The sequence below is a fragment of the Ruegeria sp. SCP11 genome, from assembly GCF_040329455.1.
GTDB lineage: Bacteria > Pseudomonadota > Alphaproteobacteria > Rhodobacterales > Rhodobacteraceae > Ruegeria > Ruegeria atlantica_E.
This window is the reverse complement of sequence record NZ_JBDZYG010000024.1, coordinates 18077-30812: the sequence shown is the minus strand read 5'-3', so window position 1 is coordinate 30812 and position 12736 is coordinate 18077. Positions and strand designations below refer to the sequence as shown.

14 protein-coding genes are annotated in these 12736 nt (G+C 58.8%); 2 read left to right on the top strand and 12 right to left on the bottom strand.

Annotation, left to right across the window (positions count from 1 at the left end):
- Positions 1–183: 183 nt before the first annotated feature.
- The 4 genes from rlmN to ABLN94_RS23470 all read right to left on the bottom strand — a co-directional run bounded on the left by rlmN (position 184) and on the right by ABLN94_RS23470 (position 2819).
- Complete coding sequence (gene rlmN, locus ABLN94_RS23485; protein WP_352996980.1) at positions 184–1371, bottom strand: 23S rRNA (adenine(2503)-C(2))-methyltransferase RlmN; 1188 nt, start codon at positions 1369–1371, stop codon at positions 184–186.
- Positions 1372–1450: 79 nt separating this feature from the next.
- A complete protein-coding gene (locus ABLN94_RS23480) occupies positions 1451–1828 on the bottom strand; it encodes a lysozyme inhibitor LprI family protein (protein WP_352996979.1) in 378 nt (125 codons plus the stop codon).
- 124 nt (positions 1829–1952) lie between these two features.
- Positions 1953–2120 (bottom strand): hypothetical protein, encoded by a 168-nt coding sequence (locus ABLN94_RS23475; RefSeq protein ID WP_170495814.1) that lies wholly within the window; start codon positions 2118–2120, stop codon positions 1953–1955.
- Between the two features lie 165 nt (positions 2121–2285).
- Positions 2286–2819 (bottom strand): invasion associated locus B family protein, encoded by a 534-nt coding sequence (locus tag ABLN94_RS23470; protein ID WP_170495812.1) that lies wholly within the window; start codon positions 2817–2819, stop codon positions 2286–2288.
- A gap of 178 nt (positions 2820–2997) precedes the next feature.
- Between ABLN94_RS23470 and ABLN94_RS23465 the strand changes: the two genes are divergently transcribed.
- On the top strand, positions 2998–3996 hold the full coding sequence (locus tag ABLN94_RS23465) for an asparaginase (protein ID WP_352996977.1): 999 nt from the start codon (positions 2998–3000) through the stop codon (positions 3994–3996).
- A gap of 5 nt (positions 3997–4001) precedes the next feature.
- Here ABLN94_RS23465 and ABLN94_RS23460 read toward each other — a convergent pair whose 3' ends face one another.
- The 8 genes from ABLN94_RS23460 to hutI form a co-directional block, all read right to left on the bottom strand.
- Positions 4002–4322, bottom strand: a complete 321-nt coding sequence (locus tag ABLN94_RS23460; RefSeq protein WP_352996975.1) for a hypothetical protein — start codon at positions 4320–4322, stop codon at positions 4002–4004.
- Positions 4323–4346: 24 nt separating this feature from the next.
- Positions 4347–4772: an SRPBCC family protein gene (locus ABLN94_RS23455; RefSeq protein ID WP_352996973.1), complete on the bottom strand. Its 426-nt coding sequence runs from the start codon at positions 4770–4772 to the stop codon at positions 4347–4349.
- Complete coding sequence (locus ABLN94_RS23450; RefSeq protein WP_352996971.1) at positions 4760–5089, bottom strand: ArsR/SmtB family transcription factor; 330 nt, start codon at positions 5087–5089, stop codon at positions 4760–4762. Before ABLN94_RS23450 ends, ABLN94_RS23455 begins: the two co-directional genes overlap by 13 nt.
- A 46-nt stretch (positions 5090–5135) precedes the next feature.
- Entirely contained in the window at positions 5136–6014 is an 879-nt protein-coding gene (serB, locus tag ABLN94_RS23445; protein WP_352996969.1) for a phosphoserine phosphatase SerB, read from the bottom strand.
- Between the two features lie 67 nt (positions 6015–6081).
- Entirely contained in the window at positions 6082–7764 is a 1683-nt protein-coding gene (hutU, locus tag ABLN94_RS23440) for a urocanate hydratase (protein ID WP_352996967.1), read from the bottom strand.
- Positions 7761–8558: an N-formylglutamate deformylase gene (hutG, locus tag ABLN94_RS23435; protein ID WP_352996965.1), complete on the bottom strand. Its 798-nt coding sequence runs from the start codon at positions 8556–8558 to the stop codon at positions 7761–7763. Before hutG ends, hutU begins: the two co-directional genes overlap by 4 nt.
- On the bottom strand, positions 8558–10087 hold the full coding sequence (hutH, locus tag ABLN94_RS23430) for a histidine ammonia-lyase (RefSeq protein ID WP_352996963.1): 1530 nt from the start codon (positions 10085–10087) through the stop codon (positions 8558–8560). Before hutH ends, hutG begins: the two co-directional genes overlap by 1 nt.
- On the bottom strand, positions 10084–11292 hold the full coding sequence (gene hutI / locus ABLN94_RS23425) for an imidazolonepropionase (RefSeq protein WP_352996962.1): 1209 nt from the start codon (positions 11290–11292) through the stop codon (positions 10084–10086). Before hutI ends, hutH begins: the two co-directional genes overlap by 4 nt.
- 81 nt (positions 11293–11373) lie before the next feature.
- Here hutI and ABLN94_RS23420 point away from each other — a divergent pair, with 81 nt between their 5' ends.
- On the top strand, positions 11374–12729 hold the full coding sequence (locus ABLN94_RS23420; RefSeq protein ID WP_352996960.1) for a formimidoylglutamate deiminase: 1356 nt from the start codon (positions 11374–11376) through the stop codon (positions 12727–12729).
- Positions 12730–12736 lie beyond the last annotated feature (7 nt).

Genomic DNA, 12736 nt, shown 5'->3' with positions numbered 1-12736 from the left:
TGCTTGAAAAATAGTGGCTGTGAACAAACGCGCCACAGCCAGACCACGGCTTTCACCGCTTTGTGCGCAAGAGTGAGGTGCGCCGATCCAGCCCCGACCCGGGAAACATACCAAATTTCGCATGCAAATAACAGCGAGGCGGTAATTTATTTATTGTCGACCACTTGGGGACAATTACTCGCCTCAGCTTCGCATCCCGGCTTCAGCCTCAATCTGTTTGCGTGACTTACGGGCACGTTCGGTCGCCGACTTTAGCTGACCACAGGCCGCCATGATATCCTCACCCCGCGTCTTGCGGATCGGTGACGCATAGCCCGCCTGATAGATGATATTTGCAAACGCCCGAATACGGTTGTTCGAGCTGCGCTTATAAGGCGCGCCCGGCCATTCGTTGAACGGGATCAGGTTAATCTTGGCCGGGATGTTGTGGCGCTTGATATGGTCGATCAGACGATGCGCGTCTTCGTCGCTGTCATTGACGCCATCCAGCATCACATACTCGAAAGTAATACGTTCCGAATTCGACGCATTAGGATAGCTGGCCAGTGCCTGCAGCAGTTCTTCGATGTTCCACCGTTTGTTGATCGGGACCAGAACGTCGCGGGTTTCGTCAGTTGTCGCGTGGAAAGAGATCGCCAGCAGGCAGCCGATTTCCTCGGCGGTCCGTGCAATCTCAGGCACCACGCCCGAGGTCGACAGCGTGATCCGACGGCGCGACAGGGAAATCCCCTCGGGGTCCATGGCGATCTTCATCGCATCGCGGACATTGTCGAAATTGTACAGCGGCTCTCCCATGCCCATCAGAACGATGTTCGACAGCAAGCGCGTTTCGTCCTTGGGCGCGCCGGGCGTGGGCCATTCCTCAAGATCGTCGCGCGCCATCATCACCTGACCGACGATTTCCGCCGCCGTCAGGTTGCGCACCAGTTTCTGCGTGCCGGTATGGCAGAAGGAACAGGTCAACGTGCAGCCCACCTGGGACGAGATACACAACGTGCCCCGGTCTTCTTCGGGGATATAGACCACCTCGACCTCATGCCCGCCAGCGATACGACACAGATATTTGCGGGTGCCATCCTCGGAGACCTGACGCGTCACCACCTCAGGAATTTCGATCACGAAACGCTCGGCCAATTGCGCACGATAGGCTTTGGCGAGATTTGTCATTTCGGCAAAGTCACGCACGCCCCACTGATAGATCCACTGCCAGATCTGCCCGGTGCGCATCTTGGCCTGCTTTTCCGGCGTGCCATTCTCGATCAACACCTCGCGCAACTGATCGCGAGTGAGGCCAACAAGGTTAATCTTCCCCTCGGGCAGTTTGCGGGGGATGGTCATGACGTCTTGAGTGATCGGCGCTTTGGGCGACATGTGGCTATCTCAACGGATTCTGGCTTGGGATGCGCCTCTATATAGGAACATGCGCAAAGATCAAAAGGAATCGTATCAATCAATTCGCAAAGCGCAGCAGTTCATCTACACGCGCGCGCCCCAAATCGACCCGGCACGCGGTGATTGCGATACCAGTTCCAGACCCTCCACCGTACGAGGCCTCTATGGCCTCGCACTGCGCATCCCGGTAACCAATCCAAGCATTTTGCGAGGCTTCCAACGCGGGTTGGGCAACAACGCGCTCCGTGACATCGTCCAACTCTTTGGCCGCCTGCATGGCAAAACCGTAGCTCGCCTCCAATGCCAGATTGACTCGTTCTTCCATTTCGCCAACGCAGGCCCCGATTTCCACCTGAGAACTTGCGTCTGCACATTCCAGCGTGGGGTCCGCCAATGCCGCGGATGAAAACAACAGTGTGATCAAAACGTACCGCATATCCGTTCCCGTCAGAGACGTCCTATCGGATGACAGTAGCACGCGTAGACTTAGACCCCAAATGCAGATCGGCCGCACCTCCAACGCAGATACGGCCGACATCAGCGTCTTTTAGTTAGCCTCGTCACACGCCCGCAGGCAGGATATTGCAGTCTGCGGCATCCAGGGTTTTTACCGGGTCTTCCGGACCGCACTGTTCACCGGACACAGGGTAAGTTTCGACGTCTTTTTCACAAGCGCTCAACAACAGGGCAGCCGTCATCATGAACGCGACAAAGGACTTATTCAGCATTCGCAAGCTCCTTCCATTCTACTGAACTAATTAGTTCAGAAATTTCAGCAACTCGCTTTGATGCCGATCAAATTTGCGGACAGACGTTGCGTAAACCCGGCGTTTTGGCACTTCCATAAAAAAACCCCGCCAAAGGGCGGGGTCTCATATGTCTGCTGATGAAGATCAGTTCGTACAGCGTTTCTCGGCGTCTTCGATCGCGGCTGTAAAGCCCAACAGCGAGAATGTGTCCTTGGTTTGCGTCCCCCGCTCGGACCGGGCGGTCAGCACAGCTTCGGTTCCGCGCTTCATCGCGGCAACCACCTTCAGGTCTTCGCCTTCGGTTGCGGGCCAGGCCCATTCGCCTTCGGTAATCAGTTCGAACTCGGTCCCGTCGATCTCAAGATTGACAGTCGATCCGGCTGCAAAAGGATAGCCGCCGGTAAAGGTCACCTGACCTTTGACCTCAGCGTTCGGGCGGTAGAACACGAACAACAGGATATCGCTGCGGCGTACCGAAACCACCCTGCCACCGCGGGTGTTCACGGTTTCCTTGGGGGCTGAAACGCTCCAGCATTCGGTGGGGTCGTCTTCGACGAAAACGCTCCAATCCGTCTTGGCTGCCACGCGATTGGTGCTGGTCGCCTGCTGGGCGGTTGCAGTTGTGGCCATCCCTGCCACGCACAGGCCCGCGATCACGCGGACGAGATTCGATCCCATCTGTCCAGCCTCCTAGCTCGACCTAATACCTCATACCCATCGGACATAGCTGCGAACTCTGCCGGTTCGTCTGTAAGTTGCGTATTCCGATGATTGTCGACATACACACACTAACGCAGGTTTCGCCACAGGCGAAAGGGCGATTGGCAGAATTTTGCGCATATAAAGGAGGGGCCAGATGACGCAGCCGGTACCAATGACAGAACTGTGGCGAGGACCCCTGTTGGAAAGCTTGCATCTGGGCCACGCGGTGATCTGCGACGACAGCGGCCAGATCGTGCAAAGCTGGGGTGATCCGAATGCGGTAATCTACCCCCGATCCTCGGCCAAGATGATCCAAGGCTTGCCGCTGGTCACGTCCGGAGCAGCGGCAAAATACGGTCTGAACAGCGAGCATCTGGCGCTGGCCTGCGCTTCGCATATCGGCGCTCATATCCATACGGATCGGGTAACGGCCTGGCTGGACCACCTCGGCCTGACCGAGCATGATTTGCGCTGCGGCCCGCAGGAGCCTCAGGACATGGCGGCGCGGGACGGACTTATTCTAGCCGATGACACGCCTTGCCAGATCCACAACAACTGTTCCGGAAAGCATTGCGGTTTTCTGACGGTAACGCAGCATATGGGGGCGGGGCCAGAATACCTGGAAATCGACCACCCCGTGCAGCAGGCCTGTTTGTCAGCATTGGAAGAAACAACCGGTGAGACCAGCCCGGCCTACGGCATCGACGGCTGTTCGGCTCCGAATTTCGCCACCACGCTGGTGGGGCTGGCGCGGTCGATGGCGTGGTTTGCTTCGGCCGCTGGCCGGTCGGACCGTGCCAGCGATGCGGCCGCTCAACTGACCGCCGCAATGATCAAGCATCCCGAACTGGTCGCCGGTGAAAGCAAAGCCTGCACCGAACTGATGCGCGCCATGAATGGCCGCGCCGCGATCAAAACCGGGGCCGAGGCCGTCTATGTCGCCATCCTTCCGGAAAAACGCATGGGAATCGCACTGAAGATCACCGACGGTACAACCCGCGCAAGCGAATGCGCCATTGCTGCCCTTCTGGTGCATTTGGGTGTGCTGGAGGCCGAACACCCGGCTACCCGCACCTTCATGAATGCTGTTCAATACAGCCGCCGTGGGTTGGAATGCGGTGTGATCAGACCTTCGCCGAGGTTCCCCGGCTGAGGTCATTACATCTCGATCGGATGCACCTCGGCCACCTCGACTGAGCCCGAGCCGTTGATGACCATGGGGCAGCCCTTGGCCATATCGGTCGCGGCGTCGATGCTGTCGGCCTTGATGACAGTAAAGCCCGAGGCCGGGTTCGCACCGCCATTGTCGACGACGCCGCTGTGACTCACCGTGTAGGATTGGCCAACGGGGTTGCCGGGGATATCCAGCGCGTCACCCATGTTTTGAAACCATGCGCCCCATGCGGCCATGGTTGCTTCGATTTCGGCGGGATCGGTCGGGGTATGACCGCCGTGATAGACAAACAAAAACTGAGGCATTTCTCTTCCTCCCTGATGAAATCCTTAAAACTGAGCTTCCAGCTTGCGCAGTGACGAGGTCCAGCCCTGGTTGTGGTTTGCCGCGGCCTCGGCATCGGCCAGTTCGCGATGATCCAGAATTAGCTTTGCGCCGGTTTCCGTTGCACTGACGGTCAGCGTCACATGGCTCTCTGCGCCACGCTGATCCTGATCGTCATGCCAGCCCCAAGTGAACCCCACCGAATTGGGTGGATCGACATGAGTAACCTGACCGGACACTTTGTAGCGTTGCCCCTCGGCGTTCTGCATGACTGAATACCACGGCCCAAGGCGTGAGAAATCCAGATCATGTTCGGGCACATGCATCCCTTCCGGTCCCCACCATTGCAACAGCTTTGCGCCATCGCTGATCCAGGCAAAAAGGTTTTCAGGCGAGGTGGGGAACTCACGTTCCAATTTCAGGTCGGCCATGAATTCTCCCTTTCAATCAAATCGCTCAAACGGTCGAGGCTGGTTTCCCAGAATTGCCGTTTCGAAATGGTCCATTCGGCAATCGCCCGCAGCCCCTCGGGCTGGATGGAATACATCCGCTGGCTACCCTGCACCCGTTGTTGCACCAGACCGGCCTCGCGCAACACCTTGAGGTGGCGCGAGATTGCGGCCCCGGACATGCCACGTCCTTCGATCAGGTCTCCGGCGGGCAGTTCACCGTCCTGCATCAACTGCTCGATGATCGAGAATCGGGTGGCGTCGGACAATGCCGAAAAAGCGGTCAGAAGTGTGTTCATGACCGCCGTTTAACATTTTTGTTAAATAAAAGGAAGACCCTTCCGATTAAACGTCAGCAAAGGCCGTGCGCGCATATCCTTGCAGATACAACAGTGCCGTCAAATCCCCAAAGTTGATTCGAATATCGCATTGCGCCGCGACCGACGGCTTGGCGTGCAGCGCGACACCGGTTCCGGCCCGGCCCAACATGCCTAGATCATTGGCGCCGTCGCCCACGGCAACCACATCCTGCTCGGATAAGCCCAACCGCTTGGTGATCTGCTCCAACGCGTCCACCTTGGCTTGCTTGCCCAAAATCGGTCGCTGCACATCGCCCGTCAGTTTGCCATTCTCAGCCAGCAGGGTATTGGCGCGGTTTTCGTCAAAACCCAGCTCATCCGCCACCTTGGCGGTAAATGCCGTGAAACCACCCGAGACCAGCGCAGCGTAACCACCGTTCATACGCATGGTCGCGACCAGCTCACGTCCGCCGGGCATCAATGTTATGCGCTCTTCTAGCACCTTGTCGATCACCGCCTCGGCCAAGTCTTTCAACAAGCCCACCCGTTCGATCAGCGCGCCTTCGAAGTCCAGCTCGCCATTCATCGCACGTGCAGTGATATCCTTGACGCGATCACCAACGCCGGCCTCATCCGCCAGTTCGTCAATGCACTCCTGCTGAATCATGGTGCTGTCCATATCGGCCAGCAGCATCTTTTTGCGACGCCCCTCGGCCTGCTGGACAATCAGATCCACGCCCATCTGCTGCAGGTCCGCCCAGACATCCCACTGGTTGCCCGGCATCTCGGTCAGGGAAAACTCTGCTGCCTCATCCGGGCTGAGCCAAACAATCTCACCCCCGCCCCATGCGTTCCGCAAGGACTCGACCAGCGACAGTTCCAGCGTCGGCGCGTCGGGATTGGTCAACAGGGTGGCAAAGTACATCTTCTATCTCCGGCAAGCTCACCTGCGCATATCGCAGGTGCAGCATTTTCGCCAGAGACAGTTTGACCTAACCCAGAATGCCCGGCAGCCGCAGCCCGTGGACGCGGGCACAGTCTTTGGCGATGTCATAGCCCGCATCTGCATGCCGCCACACGCCCGAGGCCGGGTCGTTCCACAGAACCCGCTCCAACCGCCGCGCGGCGTCCTCGGTGCCATCGGCACAGATCACGACGCCCGCATGCTGACTGAAGCCCATTCCGACACCGCCGCCATGATGCAATGACACCCACGTCGCGCCGCTTGCCGTATTGATCAGCGCGTTTAGCAATGGCCAGTCGGAAACCGCGTCCGAGCCGTCCAGCATCGCCTCGGTCTCGCGGTTGGGGCTTGCCACTGAACCCGAGTCCAAATGGTCGCGGCCGATCACAACCGGGGCTTTCAACTCGCCATTGGCCACCATTTCGTTGAAGGCCAGCCCAGCGCGGTGACGGTCCCCAAGCCCGATCCAGCAGATGCGCGCGGGCAGTCCCTGAAACGCGATCCGTTCCTGTGCCATGTCGAGCCAGCGGTGCAGGTGTTCGTTCTCGGGGAACAGCTCCTTCATTTTGGCGTCGGTTTTGTAGATGTCCTCCGGGTCGCCTGACAGGGCGCACCAGCGGAACGGGCCAATGCCTTTGCAGAATAGCGGGCGGATATAGGCAGGCACAAAACCGGGGAAGGCAAAGGCGTTCTCCAAGCCCTCGTCCTGCGCCACCTGCCGGATGTTGTTGCCATAATCCAGCGTCGGTATATCCGCGCTCCAGAAATCAACCATCGCGGCCACGTGCTGCTTCATCGAGGCACGCGCGGCCTTTTCCACTGCTTTAGGATCTGTTTCGCGCTTTTCGCGCCACTCTCCCATGGTCCAGCCCAGCGGCAGATAGCCGTTGATCGGATCATGCGCACTGGTTTGGTCGGTGACGATATCGGGACGCATGCCACCGTCAGCCATGCGACGGTAAATCTCGGGGAAAATCTCTGCCGCGTTGCCCAGCAAGCCGACCGACTTCGCCTCGCCCGCCTTGGTCCAGCGGTCGATCATCTCCAGCGCTTCGTCCAGCGTTTCGGCTTTTTCGTCGAGGTATTTGGTGCGCAAGCGAAAGTCGATGCTGTCTGGGTTGCATTCGACCGCCAGACAACAGGCCCCGGCAAAGACGGCTGCCAGCGGCTGCGCGCCACCCATGCCGCCCAAGCCCCCGGTCAGAATCCACTTGCCGGTCAGATCGCCGTCATAGTGCTGACGTCCGGCCTCAGCAAAGGTCTCATAGGTGCCCTGAACGATGCCTTGGGTGCCGATATAGATCCATGAGCCAGCCGTCATCTGGCCGTACATCATCAGGCCCTTCTTATCGAGCTCGTTGAAATGATCCCAGGTCGCCCAATGGGGCACGAGGTTCGAATTGGCGATCAAAACGCGCGGCGCATCTTTGTGCGTGCGGATGATGGCCACGGGTTTGCCGGACTGGACGATCAGAGTCTCATCCTCTTCAAGATCCTTCAAACCAGCAACAATAGTGTCGAAATCCTTCCATGTCCGGGCCGCGCGACCGATGCCGCCATAGACCACCAGTTCATGCGGGTTTTCGGCCACATCGGGGTGCAGGTTATTCATCAGCATCCGCAGCGGAGCCTCGGTCACCCAGCTTTTGGCGTTCAACTCCGGGCCGGTCGGTGGGTAGATATCACGGGTGTTCTTGCGAGGATCGGTCATGGCGTAAGCTCCAATGCAGTGTCTTGGATGGCATCCAGTATGTCGCGCAGCCAGCGGCGCAGACGGTCGGCTTTTGCGGGGTCATAGCTCCACGGGGCGGCTTCGGCGGTCAGATAGGTGGACTGCGCCAACTCCATCTGAATGGCGTGCACCCCGTCGGCTGGACGGCCGTAGTGGCGGGTGGTCCAACCGCCCCGAAAGCGACCGTTCAGAACGGTGTTATAAGGTGAGGAAGCGGAAAATTCATTCGTAATAGACTCTATTTCTGGCGCGCAAGTTACGCCGCCATCCGTCCCGATGTTCATATCGGGAAGAATCCCCTCGAACAGAAACGGAATTTGACTGCGGATTGAATGGCAATCGAACAGGACCGCCACTCCATGACGATCACGCACGCGCTGAACCTCCTCGGCAAGCGCGGCGTGGTAAGGCGCGTGGTAGGTCAGACGCCGATGCTCGATTTCGTCCGCGGACGGCGCTTGGCCGTCTGCCCATATCGCTTGCCCGTCAAAATCGGTCAGCGGCACCAGTGTCGTAGTGTTCTGACCCGGATAGAGCGAAACGCCTTCGGGATCGCGATTGGCGTCGATCACATAGCGGTGGATATGGGACTGAACCACCGTCGCATTGCCTAAAAGACCCTCATAGAGCCTATTTATGTGCCAATCCGTATCCGCCAACGCGCGACCGGCGTCATTGAGACGATCCACGATGTCATCCGGAACGAACGTTCCTCCGTGGGGCTGCCCCAACACGATAGGACCATCCCCACGATTTACGCTGACCACCTGCATCACGCCAGCTCCGGCAAAGGCATGCCCACGGCATGCAGGATCGTTGCGTCGGCCACCAGTTGTTTCGCGGTTTCCAGCTCTGGTGCCAGATAGCGATCTTCGGCCAGGGTTGGGACCTCGGCACGCAGCCGGCCAATGACTTGCTGCAAAGGGCCACTGGTTGCCAGTGGTGTACGGAACTCTACCCCTTGCGCCGCGCAGAGTAGTTCCACTCCCAAAATGTATGTCAGGTTCTCAACCATACGCGCCAAGCGTCGCGCGCCGTGCGCAGCCATCGAAACGTGATCCTCCTGATTGGCCGAAGTTGGCGTACTGTCGGTCACGCAAGGGTTGGCGAGGTGCTTATTCTCGCTCATCAGTGCGGCGGTGGTGACTTCGGCAATCATCAGGCCAGAGTTCAACCCCGGATCAGGGGTCAGGAACGGCGGAAGATCAAAGCTCAGTGCCGGGTCCACCATCAGAGCGATACGGCGTTGGGCGATCGCACCGATCTCAGATAGCGCCAGTGCGATCATGTCAGCAGCAAAACCCACCGGTTCGGCGTGGAAGTTCCCGCCCGAGACAATCCCGTCCTCCAGAACCAAGGGATTGTCGGTGGCCGCGTTGGCCTCGATTTCCAGCGTGGCGGCAGCCTGACGCATAACATCCATCGCGGCGCCGGTGACCTGCGGCTGACATCGAATGCAATACGGATCCTGCACGCGCGTGTCGCCCTCACGATGGCTTTCCCGGATTTCTGATCCAGCCAGCACCGCGCGCATGGCGCTGGCGGCTTCAGTCTGGCCGCGATGACCACGCAACGTATGTATTTCCGACCGCAATGGCGCGGTGGACCCCATGATCGCGTCGGTCGACAAGGCCGAGATCACCAACGCGCTTTGCGCCGCGCGCCAGGCTGCGAACAGACCGGCAAGCGCAAACGCGGTTGAAAACTGAGTTCCGTTGATAAAGGCCAGCCCTTCCTTTGGTCCCAGCTGAATAGGCTCTAATCCCACTGATTTCAGCGCTTGATCTCCGGGCAGGATGTCACCGTTCACCTCGGCCTCACCCGCACCAATGATTACGGCGGTCATATGAGCCAGCGGAGCAAGATCCCCCGACGCTCCGACGGACCCCTGCGCAGGGATTACCGGGGTGACACCGCGGGCCAACATCTGTTGCAGCAGTTCGATCAGCTCCCAACGAACACCCGAAGCGCCACGGCCAAAGGACAACAGCTTCAGCGTCATCATCAACCGGGTCAGACGCCGTGGAATGGCAGGCCCGACACCGCAACAATGACTGAGGATCAGATTGCGCTGCAGCGTCGAAGTGTCCTCGGGCGCAATCTTGTGGCTCGCCAGTTTGCCGAACCCGGTATTGACGCCATAGACGGGAGCAGCGCCCTGGGCCGCCGCGTGGATACGCTGCGCTGCCGCCTCGACCGCGGGCCGACAGCCAGGGTCCAGCGTGACCGCCGGTTGGTCCCAGTAAATCTCGGCCAGTTGCGACAGAGGAACCTGATCGGGTTTCAAAGACAGAGACGTCATTCGTCCCCTCCGAAAAGACGTTTGTGCAATGGGTTGAACCCGACGCGATAAGACAGCTCGGCAGGGTGCGAGACGTCCCAGATCGCCAGGTCGGCGCGTTGCCCCGGCGCGATGGTGCCCACATCGCTGATCCCCAAGGCCCGCGCTGCGTTGCAAGTGACCCCGGCCAGCGCCTCTTCGGGCGTCAGGCGAAACAAGGTGCACCCCATGTTCATCGTCAGCAACAACGATGACAGCGGCGAGGATCCGGGATTGCAATCTGTTGCCAGAACCATCGGCACTTGATGCTGGCGCAGCAGATCAACGGGCGGCACCTGCGTTTCCCGCAACGTATAGAAAGCGCCGGGCAGCAACACCGCGCTTGTGCCTGCCTTAGCCATGGACAAAACGCCTGCCGCATCCAGATACTCGATGTGATCAGCAGACATCGCTCCATAGTAGGCCGCCAGTTGCGCGCCGCCCAGATTGGACAATTGCTCGGCATGAAGCTTCATCGGCAAGCCCAGTTCCTGCGCCACGTCGAAAACCTGCGCGATCTGAGCAGGAGTGAAGGCAATGCCCTCACAAAACCCATCGACCGCGTCCACCAGACCCTCGTCATGGGCTGCGCGCAGGGTTGGAGTGCAGACTTCGCGGATATAGTCATCCGCCCGGCCGGCATATTCCGGCGGTACTGCATGTGCGCCCAGAAAAGTGGTTTTAATTCGTACGGGGCGCACCTTCCCAATCCGGCGCGCAACGCGCAGCATCTTCAGCTCAGCCTCGGTGTCCAGACCATAGCCAGACTTGACCTCGATGGTGCAAACGCCCTCGGCGATAAAAGCATCAACTCGGGTCAGCGCGTCGGCAAGCAATGCCTCTTCGCTGGCTGATCGCGTGGCATTTACCGTCGACAGAATACCTCCACCAGTTCGCGCAATCTCTTCGTAGGAGGCTCCGTTCAGACGCATTTCGAACTCTGTTGCGCGATTGCCCCCGAACACCACATGGGTGTGCGCATCGATGAGGCCCGGAGTGATCAGACGATCACCAAAATCTTCGACGGGCCAGTCGGCAAAATCGTATGGCAGATCCTGATGCTTCCCGACCCAGACAATCTCTGCCCCTTTTACGGCGATCGCTGCATCCCGGCACATCCCGTATGGCGTGTCCCCATCGGCCATCGTGGCCATAGCGGCGCTGAGTAAGACCGTTTTGTTGGTCATGGCGATTCTTTTCGGCTCCCCTCTTGTTTGATTTTTTCGTATATGTGAAAAACAATAAAGTCTACACATTATGGAAGTAGGATGCCAATTCACGCCAAAAAAGCCTTATTAGGCTCTGAGTGGGTTCACGATGTTCGGATCGAAACCGTTCACGGACGCATCAGCCAGATTCAGACACAAGCAAGGGCTACACCTGATGCCACGCAGGTGAACGTGCTTTTGCCTGCATTGGGGAACCTCCACAGTCACGCCTTTCAGCGGGCCTTGGCGGGTATGACCGAAACCCGAATGGCTGGACGCGAGAGCTTCTGGACATGGCGCAATCTGATGTATCGCTTTTTGGACCTCCTGACGCCTGAGCAGATCGAAGCCATCGCCGCTCTGGTCTTCATGGAGATGCAGGAGGCTGGCTATGCCTCGGTCGGTGAGTTCCATTACGTGCACCACCAACCCGGTGGCGCGCCCTATGATCAGCAGTCGGAATTGAGTCAGCGCATCTATAGCGCTGCACACCAGACAGGAATCGGCCTGACCCATCTGCCGGTGCTCTACACATATGGCGGCGTGGCGCAGGAAGAGCTGTCGGGCGGGCAATTAAGGTTTGGCAACGACGTAGATCAATTCTTGAGATTGGTAGAGGAATGCCGCGCTACTTTGCCAGATATAGACTCTAATTTGGGGATTGCGCCGCATTCCCTACGCGCGACCTCTCCTACCGATCTGTCCAAGGTTCTACAGGCCTCCCCTAAGGGCCCGGTGCATATCCACATTGCGGAACAATTACTGGAAGTCGCCGACGTACAAACGGCGCTGGGACAACGCCCAGTGGCCTGGTTGTTGGACAACGCCGAAGTTGACGCAAGGTGGTGCCTGATCCACGCCACGCATATGACCGACGCTGAAACCCGCGCATTGGCCCGGTCTGGGGCGGTAGCTGGGCTATGTCCGATCACCGAGGCAAATCTGGGCGACGGAATTTTCAATGGCGCCACCTACATTGCTGAAAATGGACGATTTGGGGTTGGATCAGACTCTAATATTAGGATTTCGTTGTCAGAGGAACTCAGAACCCTGGAATACTCCCAACGCATGCGCGACCATCAGCGTGCAGTTCTGGTCAAGGGTGAAGGCTCTGTCGGTCATGCAATTTACACCGGCGCAGCGCTGGGTGGAGCGCAGGCTCTTGGCCGTGACGCGGGCGAGATCGCCGTCGGTAAACTGGCTGATCTGGTCGCCATCGACCGAGACCACCCAACGCTCTGCGCTCTGACGGACGATCAACTGCTCGACGGGCTGTGCTTTGCTGCCCCCGATGGTCTTGTCACCGATCTGTGGTCTGCCGGGCGCCATATGGTGAAACAGGGCCGCCACGTCGCGCGCGACCAGATTATACCCGCCTATAGATCCGCGATTGCGGGCCTGTTGGCCTCGGTCTAAAGGTACG

Coding starts and splice junctions, on each gene's coding strand:
- serB (WP_352996969.1), bottom strand. CDS start 6,014: ATGTACTTTGCCACCCTGTTGACCAATCCCGACGCGCCGACGCTGGAA.
- ABLN94_RS23420 (WP_352996960.1), top strand. CDS start 11,374: ATGCCAATTCACGCCAAAAAAGCCTTATTAGGCTCTGAGTGGGTTCAC.
- ABLN94_RS23465 (WP_352996977.1), top strand. CDS start 2,998: ATGACGCAGCCGGTACCAATGACAGAACTGTGGCGAGGACCCCTGTTG.
- ABLN94_RS23480 (WP_352996979.1), bottom strand. CDS start 1,828: ATGCGGTACGTTTTGATCACACTGTTGTTTTCATCCGCGGCATTGGCG.
- hutG (WP_352996965.1), bottom strand. CDS start 8,558: ATGCAGGTGGTCAGCGTAAATCGTGGGGATGGTCCTATCGTGTTGGGG.
- ABLN94_RS23460 (WP_352996975.1), bottom strand. CDS start 4,322: ATGCCTCAGTTTTTGTTTGTCTATCACGGCGGTCATACCCCGACCGAT.
- ABLN94_RS23450 (WP_352996971.1), bottom strand. CDS start 5,089: ATGAACACACTTCTGACCGCTTTTTCGGCATTGTCCGACGCCACCCGA.
- hutH (WP_352996963.1), bottom strand. CDS start 10,087: ATGACGTCTCTGTCTTTGAAACCCGATCAGGTTCCTCTGTCGCAACTG.
- hutI (WP_352996962.1), bottom strand. CDS start 11,292: ATGACCAACAAAACGGTCTTACTCAGCGCCGCTATGGCCACGATGGCC.
- ABLN94_RS23455 (WP_352996973.1), bottom strand. CDS start 4,772: ATGGCCGACCTGAAATTGGAACGTGAGTTCCCCACCTCGCCTGAAAAC.
- ABLN94_RS23470 (WP_170495812.1), bottom strand. CDS start 2,819: ATGGGATCGAATCTCGTCCGCGTGATCGCGGGCCTGTGCGTGGCAGGG.
- rlmN (WP_352996980.1), bottom strand. CDS start 1,371: ATGTCGCCCAAAGCGCCGATCACTCAAGACGTCATGACCATCCCCCGC.
- ABLN94_RS23475 (WP_170495814.1), bottom strand. CDS start 2,120: ATGCTGAATAAGTCCTTTGTCGCGTTCATGATGACGGCTGCCCTGTTG.
- hutU (WP_352996967.1), bottom strand. CDS start 7,764: ATGACCGATCCTCGCAAGAACACCCGTGATATCTACCCACCGACCGGC.